The organism is Pseudomonas sp. W2-17, from assembly GCF_041060445.1.
Lineage (GTDB): Bacteria > Pseudomonadota > Gammaproteobacteria > Pseudomonadales > Pseudomonadaceae > Aquipseudomonas.
Window position 1 is genome coordinate 230,475 of sequence record NZ_JAUFNS010000001.1, and the last position, 14,768, is coordinate 245,242.

At 60.9% G+C, this 14,768-nt stretch carries 13 protein-coding genes; 11 read left to right on the forward strand and 2 right to left on the reverse strand.

Annotation, left to right across the window (positions count from 1 at the left end; translation table 11 throughout):
• Nucleotides 1-77: 77 nt before the first annotated feature.
• From aroQ to QWI20_RS01190, 11 genes are all read left to right on the forward strand, one after another.
• The gene (gene aroQ / locus QWI20_RS01140) at nucleotides 78-530 is read left to right on the forward strand and encodes a type II 3-dehydroquinate dehydratase (RefSeq protein WP_074890452.1); all 453 of its coding nucleotides are present in this window, start codon (nucleotides 78-80) and stop codon (nucleotides 528-530) included.
• A gap of 80 nt (nucleotides 531-610) precedes the next feature.
• Complete coding sequence (gene accB, locus QWI20_RS01145; protein WP_369303789.1) at nucleotides 611-1,066, forward strand: acetyl-CoA carboxylase biotin carboxyl carrier protein; 456 nt, start codon at nucleotides 611-613, stop codon at nucleotides 1,064-1,066.
• A gap of 17 nt (nucleotides 1,067-1,083) precedes the next feature.
• Nucleotides 1,084-2,433, forward strand: a complete 1,350-nt coding sequence (gene accC / locus QWI20_RS01150) for an acetyl-CoA carboxylase biotin carboxylase subunit (RefSeq protein WP_192173435.1) — start codon at nucleotides 1,084-1,086, stop codon at nucleotides 2,431-2,433.
• Between the two features lie 328 nt (nucleotides 2,434-2,761).
• Nucleotides 2,762-3,640 (forward strand): 50S ribosomal protein L11 methyltransferase, encoded by an 879-nt coding sequence (gene prmA / locus QWI20_RS01155; protein WP_369303791.1) that lies wholly within the window; start codon nucleotides 2,762-2,764, stop codon nucleotides 3,638-3,640.
• 55 nt (nucleotides 3,641-3,695) lie between these two features.
• Entirely contained in the window at nucleotides 3,696-5,075 is a 1,380-nt protein-coding gene (locus tag QWI20_RS01160) for a DUF3426 domain-containing protein (protein WP_369303792.1), read from the forward strand.
• A 277-nt stretch (nucleotides 5,076-5,352) separates the two neighbouring features.
• The gene (gene dusB, locus QWI20_RS01165) at nucleotides 5,353-6,366 is read left to right on the forward strand and encodes a tRNA dihydrouridine synthase DusB (protein WP_369303793.1); all 1,014 of its coding nucleotides are present in this window, start codon (nucleotides 5,353-5,355) and stop codon (nucleotides 6,364-6,366) included.
• The gene (gene fis / locus QWI20_RS01170) at nucleotides 6,363-6,683 is read left to right on the forward strand and encodes a DNA-binding transcriptional regulator Fis (RefSeq protein ID WP_007907419.1); all 321 of its coding nucleotides are present in this window, start codon (nucleotides 6,363-6,365) and stop codon (nucleotides 6,681-6,683) included. The genes dusB and fis overlap by 4 nt, the downstream gene beginning before the upstream one ends.
• Nucleotides 6,684-6,761: 78 nt before the next feature.
• A complete protein-coding gene (gene purH, locus QWI20_RS01175; protein WP_369303794.1) occupies nucleotides 6,762-8,369 on the forward strand; it encodes a bifunctional phosphoribosylaminoimidazolecarboxamide formyltransferase/IMP cyclohydrolase in 1,608 nt (535 codons plus the stop codon).
• A gap of 183 nt (nucleotides 8,370-8,552) precedes the next feature.
• The gene (gene purD, locus QWI20_RS01180; RefSeq protein WP_369303795.1) at nucleotides 8,553-9,848 is read left to right on the forward strand and encodes a phosphoribosylamine--glycine ligase; all 1,296 of its coding nucleotides are present in this window, start codon (nucleotides 8,553-8,555) and stop codon (nucleotides 9,846-9,848) included.
• Nucleotides 9,849-9,941: 93 nt separating this feature from the next.
• Nucleotides 9,942-12,737 carry a response regulator gene (locus QWI20_RS01185; protein ID WP_369303796.1) on the forward strand — a complete coding sequence of 932 codons (2,796 nt, stop codon included), beginning with the start codon at nucleotides 9,942-9,944 and terminating at the stop codon, nucleotides 12,735-12,737.
• Between the two features lie 67 nt (nucleotides 12,738-12,804).
• Complete coding sequence (locus tag QWI20_RS01190) at nucleotides 12,805-13,401, forward strand: MarC family protein (protein WP_369303797.1); 597 nt, start codon at nucleotides 12,805-12,807, stop codon at nucleotides 13,399-13,401.
• 7 nt (nucleotides 13,402-13,408) lie between these two features.
• Here QWI20_RS01190 and QWI20_RS01195 read toward each other — a convergent pair whose 3' ends face one another.
• Nucleotides 13,409-14,047: a hypothetical protein gene (locus QWI20_RS01195; protein ID WP_369303799.1), complete on the reverse strand. Its 639-nt coding sequence runs from the start codon at nucleotides 14,045-14,047 to the stop codon at nucleotides 13,409-13,411.
• The gene (locus QWI20_RS01200; protein ID WP_369303800.1) at nucleotides 14,044-14,748 is read right to left on the reverse strand and encodes a hypothetical protein; all 705 of its coding nucleotides are present in this window, start codon (nucleotides 14,746-14,748) and stop codon (nucleotides 14,044-14,046) included. The genes QWI20_RS01195 and QWI20_RS01200 overlap by 4 nt, the downstream gene beginning before the upstream one ends.
• Nucleotides 14,749-14,768 lie beyond the last annotated feature (20 nt).

The following is a 14,768-nucleotide window of genomic DNA, read 5'->3' on the forward strand; positions in this document are numbered from 1 at the left end:
TTTCCGGCATAGTCGCTGCCCATCAGCGGCTCACTTTGTGCGTGAGCGTCGAAAACGCGAACAACAAGGAACACTCGATGGCGACTTTTCTGGTTCTTCACGGACCTAACCTGAACCTGCTGGGGACCCGTGAACCGGGGATCTACGGCTCGATCACGTTGGCCGATATCAACCAGGACCTGGAACAGCGTGCGCGCGAAGCCGGCCACCATCTGATGTACCTGCAGAGCAACGCTGAATACGAGCTGATCGATCGCATCCACGCTGCACGCGATGAAGGCGTGGACTTCATTCTGATCAATCCGGCTGCTTTTACGCACACAAGCGTTGCGATACGTGACGCGTTGCTGGGAGTGAGCATCCCATTCATCGAAGTGCACCTGTCGAACGTGCACAAGCGCGAACCTTTCCGCCATCACTCCTACTTTTCAGATGTTGCTGTAGGTGTGATCTGCGGCCTTGGCGCCAGCGGTTACCGACTGGCCCTGGAGGCCGCCCTGGAACAATTGGCCAAGAGTTCGAAAGCGTGAACGGCACAGTCCCGTACTGAGCCAGACCGCCGGAACCGGCTACCAAATCCCCCTGACCGTCCCTTGGGAGTTGATGATTAATGGATATCCGTAAAGTCAAGAAACTGATCGAATTGCTGGAAGAGTCCGGCATCGACGAATTGGAAATCCGTGAAGGCGAAGAATCCGTACGGATCAGCCGTCACAGCAAGACTCCAGCACAGCAGTACTACGCGCCTGCTCCGGTTGCCGCTCCGGCACCTGCCCCGGTTGCAGCGCCAGTGGCCGCCGCCGCTGAAGCACCTGCTGCTCCACAGTACGCCGGCAATGTCATCAAGTCGCCAATGGTCGGTACCTTCTACCGCACTCCGGCGCCTGGCTCGCCAGCGTTCGTTGAAGTCGGCAAGACCGTCAAGAAAGGCGACACCATCTGCATCGTTGAAGCGATGAAAATGATGAACCACATCGAAGCTGAAGTCAGCGGCACGATCGAATCCATCCTGGTAGAAAACGGTCAGCCGGTTGAGTATGACCAGCCGCTGTTCACCATCGTTTGAACCGGGGAGAGCCTGCGATGTTGGAAAAAGTCCTGATCGCCAACCGCGGCGAAATCGCCTTGCGTATCTTGCGTGCCTGTAAAGAATTGGGCATCAAGACCGTCGCGGTCCATTCCACGGCAGACCGTGAGCTGATGCACCTTGGCCTGGCAGACGAAACCGTCTGCATCGGCCCGGCGCCAGCCAATCTGTCGTACCTGAACATTCCGGCCATTATTTCGGCAGCTGAGCTGACCGGCGCCACGGCGATTCACCCGGGCTACGGTTTCCTCGCGGAAAACGCAGACTTTGCCGAACAGGTCGAGAAATCCGGCTTCGCGTTCATCGGCCCGAAAGCCGAAACCATTCGCCTGATGGGTGACAAGGTTTCCGCCAAAGACGCCATGAAGCTTGCCAAGGTGCCAACCGTTCCCGGTTCCGACGGCCCGTTGCCGGAAGACGAAGAAACCGCGCTGCGCATCGGCCGTGAAGTCGGCTATCCGGTGATCATCAAAGCCGCTGGCGGCGGCGGTGGTCGCGGCATGCGCGTGGTGCACAAGGAAGAAGACCTGATCGAAGCGGCCAAGCAGACCCGTGCTGAAGCGGCTGCCTGGTTCAGCAACCCGATGGTCTACCTGGAGAAATACCTGACCAACCCACGTCACGTGGAAGTGCAGGTAATTTCCGACGGTCAGGGCCACGCGATCCACCTGGGCGATCGCGACTGCTCTTTGCAGCGCCGTCACCAGAAGGTCCTGGAAGAAGCGCCGGCGCCCTTCATCGACGAACAAGCCCGCAAGGACGTGTTCGCGGCCTGTGTCAAAGCGTGCATCGACATCGGCTACCGTGGCGCTGGCACGTTCGAGTTCCTGTACGAGAACGGCCGCTTCTACTTCATCGAAATGAACACCCGTGTTCAGGTGGAGCACCCCGTATCGGAAATGGTCACTGGTATCGACATCGTCAAGGAGATGCTCAGCATCGCCGCCGGCAACAAGCTGTCGTACACCCAGGATGACGTGGTCATCACCGGGCATGCGCTGGAATGCCGGATCAACGCTGAAGATCCGAAGACCTTTGTCCCGAGTCCGGGCCTGGTCAAGCATTTCCACGCGCCAGGCGGCAACGGCGTGCGTGTGGATTCGCACCTGTACAGCGGCTACAAGGTTCCGTCCAACTACGACTCGCTGATCGGCAAGCTGATCACCTGGGGCGCCACCCGCGATGAAGCGATGGCGCGCATGCGTAATGCCCTGGATGAAATCGTGGTCGACGGCATCAAGACCAACATCCCGCTGCACCGTGATCTGACCCGCGATGAAGGCTTCTGCGAAGGAGGCGTCAACATCCACTACCTGGAACACAAGCTGGCCGCTGACAAGCATTGATCCGCCAGTAAGTGCTACAGACCAACAAAGCCGCTTTCGAGCGGCTTTGTTGTTTTTAAGACCTGCGATCTGTTGTTCGGGTCGCGCTATCCAGTGGGACCGGCTTTAGCCGGGAAGGGGCCGGGGTGACCGACATCAAGTTTGTGGTGTGACCCCTGACGCATTCCCGGCTAAAGCCGGTCCTACCTATTCACCACCCCCACCAGAATCACAGGCACGCCACAGATCGCCACACCCACTTTGTTGTTTCCCCGCGAACCCCGTAAACTTGCCGGTCTTTCGTGGCCGTCGGCCGCCTTTCAATTTTCCAACTCGAAGGTCACCCGCCATGCCTTGGCTGCAAGTCCGTCTCGCCATTAGCCCAGAACAAGCCGAAACCTACGAAGACGCCCTGCTTGAAGTCGGCGCCGTATCGGTGACGTTCATGGATGCTGAAGACCAGCCGATCTTCGAGCCAGAGCTGAACACCACGCCGCTGTGGTCGCACACGCACTTGCTGGCGCTGTTCGAAGCCGACACCGATGCCGATCACGTGCTCGCTCACCTGAGATTGCTCACCGACGCCGAGCTGCCGGAACACACCCATGAAGTGATCGAAGATCAGGACTGGGAACGTAGCTGGATGGACAACTTCAACCCGATGCGCTTCGGCCAGCGGCTGTGGATCGTGCCGAGCTGGCATGCCGCGCCGGAGCCCGAGGCGGTCAATCTGCTGCTCGACCCGGGCCTGGCGTTCGGCACGGGTACCCATCCGACCACCGCGCTGTGCCTTGAGTGGCTCGACGGCCAGAACCTCGCCGGCTGCAACGTGCTGGATTTCGGCTGCGGCTCCGGCATTCTCGCCATCGCCGCCCTGCTGCTGGGGGCTGAACAAGCCGTCGGCACCGATATCGACGTCCAGGCCCTTGAAGCCTCGCGCGACAACGCCGGCCGCAACAACGTCCCGGCCGCGAAATTCCCGTTGTACTTGCCTGAAGACCTGCCCCACGCGCCGGCCGACGTGCTGGTGGCGAACATCCTCGCGGGCCCGCTGGTTTCTCTGGCGCCGCAGTTGGCGAGCCTGGTCAAACCCGGTGGCCGTCTGGCGCTGTCCGGCATCCTTGCCGAGCAAGGCGATGAAGTCGCTGCCGCTTACGCTGATACCTTCGAGCTGGACCCGATCGTCAACCGCGAGGGCTGGGTACGGATCACCGGTCGTCGCCGCTGACAGCCAGTTGCCCTAAGATCCAACCATCAGGCGCTCTTTAACCCCGGATACCCGCATGACCGACAGCTTCGTCACTCAGTGCCCGCATTGCCAGACCAGTTTCCGCGTCAGTCACGCTCAGTTGAGCGTGGCCCGAGGCATGGTGCGCTGTGGCTCATGCCTGCAGGTGTTCAACGCCGCGAAGCAACTGCTGGAACAGCGCGCCGATGCAACTCCGGAAACGCCGTCGCCTTCCGCGCCAAACGCCGAAAACGTTGAGAAAAAACCAGAGATCCTCGCGCCGCAGTCACTCGTCGTGACCCAGCCAGCGCCGCTGCCGGTCAAGCGTGAAGAGCGTGAGGTGGACCTGGACAGCCTCGATCTGGACGATCTCGATGTTGAGCTGGCCCGCCTCGAACAGCGCGAAATTCAGCTGCCCGAGTCCTTCGGGCGGGTCAGCAAGGCGCGCGATCACGACGAAGTCGAGTCCTTCAGCGCCCGACGCGACGAGCCTGACGTCGCGCAGGAGTCGTGGGCCCACGGCATGAGTCACGACGATGTGGACCGGTTGCCCGAACTGCGCGCCGAAGTCGTCGAGGAACGCGAAGAGCACACCGACCACACGATTGACGAAGGCCCGCTGGAGGAGCTAATCAACCAGCACGACCGCCATCGCACCGAGCCTTCATTCTCGCTGACCCCGGACGACCTGGACGACGAACCCGCTCGTCCCCATTCGCTCAAGCATCAAGCCGATGCTGACGATCAGCCGTCGTCGGAACGCTTCTCTGCCCTGGACACCCAAGATGATCAGGATCGCCTCAGCGCACGTCACGATGAGGACGACGATGAGCCTCCTCGCGCTTCTGCCGATGGCAAGCGTGGCGGCCGCAACGAGCCGGGCCTGCGGGACAGAGCGCTGGTCGACCTGACGGATGACCCGCTGCAGCTGTCCTGGCAAAAACCCAAACCGCGCTGGGGTCGGCGTCTGCTGTGGATGCTATTGATCCTGATTGCGTTGGGCGCGCTGGCCGGGCAATACGTTGCCTACCACTTCGAAGAACTCGCGCGGCAGGATCAGTACCGCCCCCTCTTCCAGGATCTGTGCCCGACACTCGGCTGCAAGGTCCCGTCCAAGGTCGATATCAAACTGCTCAAGAGCAGCAACCTTGTCGTGCGCAGCCACCCCGAATTCCAGGGTGCGCTGGTGGTTGACGCGATCATCTATAACCGCGCGTCCTTTTCCCAGCCGTTCCCGCTGCTCGAACTACGCTTTGCCGATGCGACCGGTCAATTGATCGCCAGTCGTCGATTCAAACCGGGCGAGTACCTGAGCGGCGAGCTGGCGGGCAAGGACGAGATGCCGCCGCAGACGCCGATTCATATCGCACTGGACATTCTCGACCCGGGCCCCAAGGCGGCGAATTACAGCCTGAGCTTTCGTTCGCCGGAGTAAAACACCGCCCTCAGCGGGTTTGTCCGCACCGAAATGCAGCACCCTGTGCGGGACGGGATGCCCGAAATCCGACGACACTTTTATGACAATACCGGCCTAACCCTAACCGTTCGCGATAAGAACGGAGCTGTTCAGATTTTATCCAATTCAGCCTTTATCCAGTCATCGAGAGCGGGTATCATGCCCACCCTTTTTCATACTCTGGGTCCCGTCTGAATTGGCGCTGAAGCACTTTTCGGACCAGACCTCGTGATTCGGCCCCACAACAGGTCACCCTATGTCGGCGGTACGCATCGGCCCTTACACATTGCAAAACGGCTTGATCCTCGCCCCGATGGCGGGTGTCACCGACCAGCCCTTCCGACAACTCTGTCGCCAGCTCGGCGCAGGCCTGGTGGTCTCGGAAATGGTCACCAGCGACATGAGCCTCTGGAACAGCCGCAAGTCGCGGTTGCGCATGATTCACGAAGGCGATCCCGAGCCACGCTCGGTACAGATCGCTGGCGGGGACCCGCAGATGCTTGCGGATGCAGCACGCGCCAACGTCGAACTCGGCGCGCAGATCATCGACATCAACATGGGTTGCCCGGCAAAAAAGGTCTGCAACAAGGCCGCCGGCTCCGCGCTGTTGAAAGATGAACAGTTAGTGACCGAAATCCTGCACGCGGTGGTCGCGGCAGTCGAGGTACCGGTCACGCTGAAGATTCGCACCGGCTGGGACCGGGCGAACAAGAACGGTCTGACCGTCGCCAAAATCGCCGAGCAAGCCGGCATCCAGGCGTTGGCGGTGCACGGGCGAACCCGTGCCGATCTCTACACCGGTGAAGCCGAGTACGACACCATCGCCGCCATCAAGCAGGCGGTGTCCATCCCGGTGTTTGCCAACGGCGACATCGATTCACCGGAAAAGGCCCGCTACGTCCTGGACGCTACCGGCGCCGACGGGCTGTTGATTGGCCGGGCCGCCCAGGGGCGCCCATGGATTTTTCGCGAGATAGAACACTACCTGCAGACCGGGGAAAAACTTCCGGGCCTGCCCGTCGGTGAAGTGGAACGCATTCTGCTAGAGCATCTGGCTGCGCTTCACACGTTCTATGGTGACGTGATGGGCGTGCGAATCGCCCGCAAACACGTCGGCTGGTACCTCGCAACGTTGCCGGGCGCCAGGGAGTTTCGCGCCCTTTTCAACTGTTTGGACGATACAGAAGCACAGTGCGCCAACGTTCGGGAGTTCTTTTCCCAGCGCGATAAATCCCGCCCAGCAGGGAACGAAGAAGAGGTGGCCGCATGACGATGATGACTGAGACTTTAGTGAGTGGAACAACGCCCGTGAGCGACAACGTCAATTTGAAACAACACCTCAATACGCCGAGCGAAGAGGGTCAGACCCTGCGCGGAAGCGTCGAGAAGGCGTTGCACAACTACTTCGCTCATCTGGAAGGTGCGGCCGTCACTGATGTCTACAACCTGGTGCTCTCGGAAGTCGAGGCGCCGTTGCTCGAGTGCGTGATGAATTACGTCAAGGGCAACCAGACCAAGGCCTCCGAGCTGCTGGGGCTGAATCGCGGCACCCTGCGCAAGAAACTCAAGCAGTACGACCTGCTGTAAGCATCCGAAAAACAAGCGACCTCACTTCAATGCGGTCGTTTTTTTTGCAAAATTCTTTTGCTTTTGATGGAAGTTGAGATGACCGACCAGACGACCCGCCTGCCGATCCGCCGCGCCTTGATCAGCGTATCCGACAAGACCGGCATCCTTGAATTCGCGCGTGAACTAGAAGCCCTCGGTGTCGAGATCCTCTCCACTGGCGGTACGTTCAAGCTGCTCAAGGACAACGGCGTTGCCGCAGTAGAAGTCGCCGACTACACAGGCTTCGCTGAAATGATGGATGGCCGGGTCAAGACGCTGCACCCGAAAATCCACGGCGGCATCCTCGGCCGTCGCGGCATCGACGACGCCATCATGAGCGACCACGGCATCAAGCCGATCGACCTGGTCGCCGTGAATCTCTATCCGTTCGAAGCGACAGTTTCCAAGCCGGGCTGCGACCTGCCGACGGCCATCGAGAACATCGATATCGGCGGCCCGACCATGGTTCGCTCTGCCGCCAAAAACCACAAAGATGTTGCCATCGTCGTCAACGCCAGCGATTACACGAACGTGCTGAAAAGCCTCAAGGCCGGTGGCCTGACTTACGCGCAGCGCTTCGATCTGATGCTCAAGGCTTTCGAGCACACCGCGGCCTACGACGGCATGATCGCCAACTACCTGGGCAGCGTTGACCAGTCCGCTGAAACCCTGAGCACCGAAGGCCGCAGCGAATTCCCGCGCACCTTCAACACTCAGTTCGTCAAGGCGCAGGAAATGCGCTACGGCGAGAACCCGCACCAGAGCGCGGCGTTCTACGTTGAAGCCAAGCCTGCCGAAGTGGGCATCGCCACCGCGACCCAACTGCAAGGCAAAGAGCTTTCCTACAACAACGTCGCCGATACCGACGCGGCGCTTGAGTGCGTGAAGAGCTTCGTCAAACCCGCGTGCGTGATCGTCAAGCACGCCAACCCGTGCGGCGTTGCGGTAAGCCCGGACGCGGAAGGCGGCATTCGTCAGGCCTACGAACTGGCTTATGCCACCGACAGCGAATCAGCGTTCGGCGGCATCATTGCCTTCAACCGTGAGCTGGATGCCGAGACAGCCAAGGCCATCGTCGAGCGTCAGTTCGTCGAAGTGATCATCGCCCCGAGCGTCAGCGCCGAAGCCCAGGCCATCATCGCCAGCAAAGCCAACGTACGCCTGTTGACCAGCGGCCAGTGGGACGCCGAGCGCGCGCCAGCCTGGGATTACAAGCGCGTCAACGGTGGACTGCTGGTGCAGAGCCGCGACATCGGCATGATCGGCGCCGACGACCTGAAAGTGGTCACCCAACGTGCGCCGACCGAGCAGGAAGTTCACGACCTGATCTTCGCCTGGAAAGTCGCCAAGTACGTGAAATCCAACGCCATCGTTTACGCCAAGAACCGCCAGACCATCGGCGTCGGCGCCGGCCAGATGAGCCGCGTGAATTCCGCGCGCATCGCGGCGATCAAGGCCGAACACGCCGGTTTGCAGGTGCAGGGCGCTGTCATGGCTTCCGATGCGTTCTTCCCGTTCCGCGACGGCATCGACAATGCGGCCAAGGTTGGCATCACCGCAGTGATCCAGCCAGGCGGCTCGATGCGTGACGCCGAGGTGATTGCAGCAGCGGACGAAGCAGGCATCGCAATGGTATTCACCGGCATGCGCCATTTCCGTCACTGATACGGTTTACGCTGTTGGCTTTTGTAGGACCGGCTTTAGCCGGGAAGGCGGCATGACTGACCCGACAGATGTGTCGGATGTACTGTCCTCTTCCCGGCTAAAGCCGGTCCCACAGTCTGCGTTCGGCGTCCCACGCTTTTTGCCTTCGGATTTTTACGCGTTGTCGTTATAGAGGTTTTGGAAATGAATGTTTTGATCATTGGCAGCGGTGGCCGTGAACACGCTCTGGCCTGGAAGGTCGCGCAGGACGCTCGTGTCGAGAAAGTCTTCGTCGCCCCGGGCAATGCGGGTACGGCCACTGAAGCCAAGTGCGAAAACGTCGCCATCGACGTACTGGCGCTTGAGCAACTCGCCGATTTCGCTGAAAAGAACGTCGCGCTGACCATCGTCGGTCCGGAAGTGCCGCTGGTGGCCGGTGTTGTCGACCTGTTCCGTGCCCGTGGCCTGAACTGTTTCGGCCCGACCAAGGGCGCCGCGCAGCTGGAAGGCTCCAAGGCCTTCACCAAGGATTTCCTGGCGCGCCACGCTATTCCCTCTGCCGATTACCAGAACTTCACCGAGATCGAACCGGCACTGGCGTACCTGCAAGAGAAAGGCGCGCCGATCGTCATCAAGGCTGACGGCCTGGCCGCGGGCAAAGGCGTAATCGTCGCGATGACCCTCGCGGAAGCAGAAGACGCCGTGCGCGACATGCTGGCCGGCAATGCCTTCGGCGACGCAGGTTCACGCGTGGTGATCGAGGAATTCCTCGATGGCGAAGAAGCCAGCTTCATCGTCATGGTCGACGGCAAGAACGTGCTGCCCATGGCCACCAGCCAGGACCACAAACGCGTCGGCGACGGCGACAGCGGGCCGAACACCGGCGGCATGGGCGCCTATTCCCCGGCCCCGGTGGTCACCGCCGAGGTTCACCAGCGCGTGATGGATCAGGTCATATGGCCGACCGTCAGGGGCATGGCTGCCGAGGGCAACATTTACACCGGTTTCCTCTATGCTGGTCTGATGATCGACAAGGCTGGCAATCCGAAAGTCATCGAGTTCAACTGCCGCTTTGGTGATCCGGAAACCCAGCCGGTCATGCTGCGTCTGCAGTCGAGCCTGGTGTCGCTGGTCGAAGCCGCTCTGGCGCAAACGCTGGATACAGTGGATGCTCAGTGGGATCCGCGTCCGAGTCTGGGAATCGTACTGGCAGCCGGCGGTTACCCGGCCGACTACGCCAAGGGCGACGAGATCCACGGGCTTGAAGCTGCGGCGGCGTTGCCGGGCAAAGTGTTCCACGCTGGCACCGCATTGCAGGATGGCCGTATCGTAACCTCCGGCGGTCGCGTGCTGTGCGCGACGGCCCTGGGCGACACCGTTGGCGATGCGCAGAAACAAGCGTACGAACTGGCGGCAAAGATTGACTGGAACGGTTGTTTCTACCGCAAGGACATTGGCTACCGCGCCATTGCCCGGGAACGCGGCGAAGATCTGGCGTGAGCCTCGGCCCGATCAGCGACTCCTCGTCGAGTCGCTGATCGTTCATCCGGTGCCCCAGAGTTAAACAGGCTTCATTCACGAAGGGATTTCGCCGTGCGCTGGCTCAGGATTGCCACTCGTTTGACCGTCACATTGCTGACCCTGCTCTGTATATCCTCGGCCGCCGCCGAGGTCAGTGCAGGCTGGTCAACCCTTGTCGACGATCAGGCGAACCTGAACCTCAGCGACATCCGCTCCCCCCACTACGAATCCCAGTTCAGCCCGGTCGAACTCGACAAGGTGCGCGCGACAAGCCGCGACGCCGCACTGTGGCTGCACTACCGCCTGCCCCCGACCACCCATGAACAACTGGTGCGGATCTTTGCGCCGGACCTGGCAACGGTCGACATGTACGTGCTCGACGGCGACAGCCTGATCGATCATTCGCGCTCCGGTAACCGGGTGCCGCGCGAAGCCCAACCCCTGCCGTCACTGGATTTCCTGCTGCCGGTGCCCCAGAGCGACAAGCCGCTCGACCTGTATTTGCGCCTCAAGTCCGAGCAGGAACTGCGCCCGAACATCACTCTGCAGTCCGCCGTCACCAGTGCCGCAGACGAGCGCCGACCGCTGCTGCTCGGTCTGTTCTTCGGTTCGCTGGCCATGCTGATCGTGCAGAACCTCACGCGCTTCGCCCAGTCCCGCTCGGTCAGTAGCTTGTGGCTGGCAGCGTGCGAGGCGTTTCTGGGGCTGAGCGCCTTACTGCTGCTCAACCTTCAGGCGCCATGGCTGCCGCGCTGGCATCTGGCGCAGACGCCGAGCGCTCACCTGGCTCTGCTGCTCGCCGCCGCGACAGGGCTGATGTACACGTACTGTTTCTTCATTCAGCGCGGGGTCGAGATACTCAACCGGCTGCTGATGGGCGTGCTGCTGGTGGTCGGCTTTGGCGCGCTGCTGGTGCTGTTCGTTGAAACGTTGCCGCTGAACATCATGACGTTCCTGCTGGTGGCACTGACCACGGTCAGCATCACGCTGGTGTCGATCTACCACCTGCAGAAGGGTTACTCCCCTGCCAGGCCGTTCGTGATCGCCATGATCGCGTTCAATCTCGGCAATCTCGTGGTGCTGCCGGCCATGCTCTGGCTGACGAGCATTCCGGCGCAGACGCTGATCATCGGGGTGCTGGCGGTGTTTTGCCTGTGCGGCCTGCTGATGAGCATCGCCCTCAGCGAGCGTCATCGCAGCATCACCGAAGACAACTTCAGCATCAGCCGTGAACTGGCGGCGAGCACGGCAGAGATCAACGCCAAGGCCGAGTTTCTGGCGAAGATCAGTCACGAGATCCGCACGCCCATGAACGGCGTTCTGGGGATGACCGAGCTGCTGCTGGGCACGCCGTTGTCGGTCAAACAGCGCGATTACGTGCAGACCATTCACAGCGCCGGCAACGAACTGCTCACTCTGATCAACGAAATCCTCGACATCACCAAGCTGGAGTCCGGGCAGATCGAGCTGGACGACGTGCAGTTCGATCTCAACGCGATGATCGAGGACTGCCTGAGCATCTTCCGCGCCAAGGCCGAGCAACAAAGTGTCGAACTGATCAGCTTCATTCAGCCCCAGGTGCCGCGCGTCATCAGCGGTGACCCGACACGCCTGCGGCAGACGCTGCTCAGCTTGCTGGAGAACGCCTTAAAGAAGACCGACGAGGGCGAGATCCTGTTGGTCGTCGCCCTCGACTCCCGCGGCGGCAAGCCACGGCTGCGCATCGCGGTGCAGGACAGCGGCACGCCGCTGACGCCCAAGGAACGCGACGCACTGCTGCACGCCGAACTGCACAGCAAGAATTTCCTGGCCGCCAGCAAGGTCGGCGGTCACCTGGGGCTGGTCATTGCCCGACAGCTGATCCTCTTGATGAACGGCGAGTTCGGCATCCAGAGCGGCACCAATCAGGGCAGCACGTTGTGGCTGAGTCTGCCCCTTGATGCAGAACGACTGGAGCAGCCGCCCGCTGATCTGGACAGCCCGCTCAAAGGCGCGCGGGTTCTGGTGGTCGATGACAACGACACCTGCCGCAAGGTACTGGTCCAGCAGTGCAGCGCCTGGGGGCTGAACGTCAGCGCCGTGCCATCGGGCAAGGAAGCACTGGCGCTGCTGCGCACCAAGGCTCACCTGCGCGACTACTTCGATATCGTCTTGCTCGACCAGAACATGCCCGGCATGACCGGCATGCAACTGGCTGCCAAGATCAAGGAAGACCCGAGCCTGAACCACGACATTCTGTTGATCATGCTCACGGGTATCAGCAACGCGCCGAGCAAGGTCATCGCGCGCAATGCCGGGGTCAAACGCATCCTCGCCAAACCGGTCGCCGGGTACACGCTGAAGACCACGCTGGCGGACGAGCTTAATCAGCGCAGCAAAGGTAACGCGCCCTTCCCTGCGGCGCCGGGGCTGATCAGCGACATCGATGTGCCCAGCGATTTCCGCATTCTGGTCGCCGAAGACAACAGCATTTCCACCAAGGTCATTCGCGGCATGCTTGGCAAGCTCAACCTTCAGCCGGACACCGCCAGCAATGGCGAAGAGGCGCTGCTGGCGATGAAGACCCAGCGCTATGACCTGGTGCTGATGGATTGCGAAATGCCGATCCTTGACGGGTTCTCGGCCACACAGCAGTTTCGCGCCTGGGAAACCGGCAACCAGCGCATTCGCACCCCTGTGGTGGCGTTGACTGCGCACATCCTTGCGGAGCACAAGGATCGCGCGCGCCAGTCCGGGATGGACGGCCACATGTCCAAACCGGTGGAGCTGTCGCAGTTACGCGAGCTGGTCGAATACTGGGTGGAACAGCGTGCCCGGGATGAGGCGACACGCGCCATCCGTGGCGAAGACCGCTACGAGCAAAACTGACCGCCAAGTGTCCGTGACGGGCTGATAGACTTGGCGCCGTCCCAGTCTGCTGCCATGAGCTCAAACCATGCTTCACGTGCTGTTCAGCGTTTACCTGAAGATGCTGGTGCTCTATAGCCCGTTCTTCGTCCTGTCCTGTTTTATTTCCCTGAGCCGCGGTTATTCGCGCAAGGAACGTCGGCACCTGGCCTGGAAGATCGCCTTCGCGACCCTGGTTTCCAGCGTCCTGCTGTACCTGTTCGGGCGGGTGATTTTCGGGGTCTTCGGCATCACCGCCGACGCCTTCCGTATCGGTGCCGGCAGTGTGCTGTTCATCTCCGCCCTGGCCATGGCCCAGGGCAAGTCCGGCGTGCAGACCGACAATGTTCAGCAGGACGTCGCCATCGTGCCGCTGACCATTCCCATCACCGTCGGCCCCGGCACCATTGGTGCACTGCTGGTGATGGGCATCAGCCAGCCCCATTGGGATGACAAACTCACTGCTATCGTCAGCATCGCGCTGGCCAGCCTGACGGTGGGCGTAATCCTCTACCTGTCCAACAGCATCGAGCGAATTTTAGGGGATCAGGGGCTACAGATTGTCAGCCGCCTGATGGGGTTGTTTGTATGCGCACTCGCGGCCCAGATCATCTTCACCGGCATCAAGGGCTACCTGCTGACCTGACGCGCGCTCAGAGCGCAAAGGTCTGAATGGCCCGCGGTCCATGGGCATCCAGCTCCCTTGCGACGGCATCGCGATGCCTGGCGTAATCTCGACGATCAAAACGGTAGGCCCCTCCCGTGATACGCAACGTCAGCTCACTGCGTGAGTCAGACCAGAAGTCGAAATCCCGTGTCTCAACGTTACCTGTCATCTGGATGCCGCACAGCAGCACCATCACAGCACCTGCCGAGTCCACTGCGCACGGAATGACCTGAAAGCCCGCGATGACGCTGTTTCCGTTGATGCTTTCAAAAAAGTGCTGCGCATAGTGGTGAATCTGCATGGCCTGAAGCGACGCCTGCGCCTGTCGCGCCAACAGAGCGGACCCGCGTGATTCGATAACACTGAAGCTGATTTCCTCCAGCTCTGATGCGCTCCGGATCACCATCGGCTGATGCATGATCGGACTCAGTTTCACGAAACTTCGTTGCTCCAGAGCCTTGCCATACCGGTACGCCCAGTAGGTGAAATGCTCATCCCGGCTGACCTGACCGGCCACTCGCTCGGCTCGCAGCAGGCAGTCAAACAGATCCTCGCGGTCCTGCTTCTTGATGCCGGCCGACAACGACACCAGACCATTACCGACGACCGCCCCTGTAGCGCTCATGCGTCAGCTCCTGCCAGCGCACTCACCAGGGTGGGTCGACGATCCTCCAGCGCTTGGCTGATCTTCTGGCGAAACGGCGAGTAGACCAAATCCATCAGCCGCAGAGAGTAGAACCGCAACTCGACGTTGCCGATGATATCGCCGGGCTGTAGAGGCTCGAACAGAAAGTCATTGGTCAGCGGCAAGCGGTGAGTAAAGGTGACCAGGACAACCGAAAGCGTTGAGTTTTCATCCAGGAAAGCGATTTGCATCACCACTTTCTGCTCGTTGCGGATCTCCCCCGGAATCGCCGTCGCCTTCGGCTCAAGCACCTGAGCGGCCAGCAGGTCGAAGGCTGGCTGAGCGGGATGGCTGGACAGAGCGCGCCACGCGGCGGATTCACTCTCAAATACCATAGCGCCAGGTATGAAGAGCGGTAGTCTGCTTTTCATCCATGCCCACACAGAGCCGGGACCAAGCTCCAGCGCCGGGCAGCTGACCGCCTCATGGGCTTTCAGCATCCCGCCAAAGCGGGTGAAGGCCGCGAGCCAGGTCTCGTTCCACGCAGGCGTTGCGGCAAACCGTTCGTGTTTTTTTGTGGCCGCCAGTTGCGTGTACAACACGCAATCAGCGATATCGCTCTTATGGGTATCCGTGCAGTCACGGTGCATGAACAATAAGCACCCTGCGCTGATCCGGGCTTCAATCATTCCCTGATGCATGGCACATCTCCAGAGAAAAG

What these genes read in the sequence shown, in the direction of transcription:
- QWI20_RS01200 (WP_369303800.1), bottom strand. Translation starts at nt 14,748, where the DNA reads ATGCATCAGGGAATGATTGAAGCCCGGATCAGCGCAGGGTGCTTATTG.
- purH (WP_369303794.1), top strand. Translation starts at nt 6,762, where the DNA reads ATGACCGACCAGACGACCCGCCTGCCGATCCGCCGCGCCTTGATCAGC.
- purD (WP_369303795.1), top strand. Translation starts at nt 8,553, where the DNA reads ATGAATGTTTTGATCATTGGCAGCGGTGGCCGTGAACACGCTCTGGCC.
- dusB (WP_369303793.1), top strand. Translation starts at nt 5,353, where the DNA reads ATGTCGGCGGTACGCATCGGCCCTTACACATTGCAAAACGGCTTGATC.
- fis (WP_007907419.1), top strand. Translation starts at nt 6,363, where the DNA reads ATGACGATGATGACTGAGACTTTAGTGAGTGGAACAACGCCCGTGAGC.
- accB (WP_369303789.1), top strand. Translation starts at nt 611, where the DNA reads ATGGATATCCGTAAAGTCAAGAAACTGATCGAATTGCTGGAAGAGTCC.
- QWI20_RS01190 (WP_369303797.1), top strand. Translation starts at nt 12,805, where the DNA reads ATGCTTCACGTGCTGTTCAGCGTTTACCTGAAGATGCTGGTGCTCTAT.
- aroQ (WP_074890452.1), top strand. Translation starts at nt 78, where the DNA reads ATGGCGACTTTTCTGGTTCTTCACGGACCTAACCTGAACCTGCTGGGG.
- QWI20_RS01195 (WP_369303799.1), bottom strand. Translation starts at nt 14,047, where the DNA reads ATGAGCGCTACAGGGGCGGTCGTCGGTAATGGTCTGGTGTCGTTGTCG.
- prmA (WP_369303791.1), top strand. Translation starts at nt 2,762, where the DNA reads ATGCCTTGGCTGCAAGTCCGTCTCGCCATTAGCCCAGAACAAGCCGAA.
- QWI20_RS01160 (WP_369303792.1), top strand. Translation starts at nt 3,696, where the DNA reads ATGACCGACAGCTTCGTCACTCAGTGCCCGCATTGCCAGACCAGTTTC.
- accC (WP_192173435.1), top strand. Translation starts at nt 1,084, where the DNA reads ATGTTGGAAAAAGTCCTGATCGCCAACCGCGGCGAAATCGCCTTGCGT.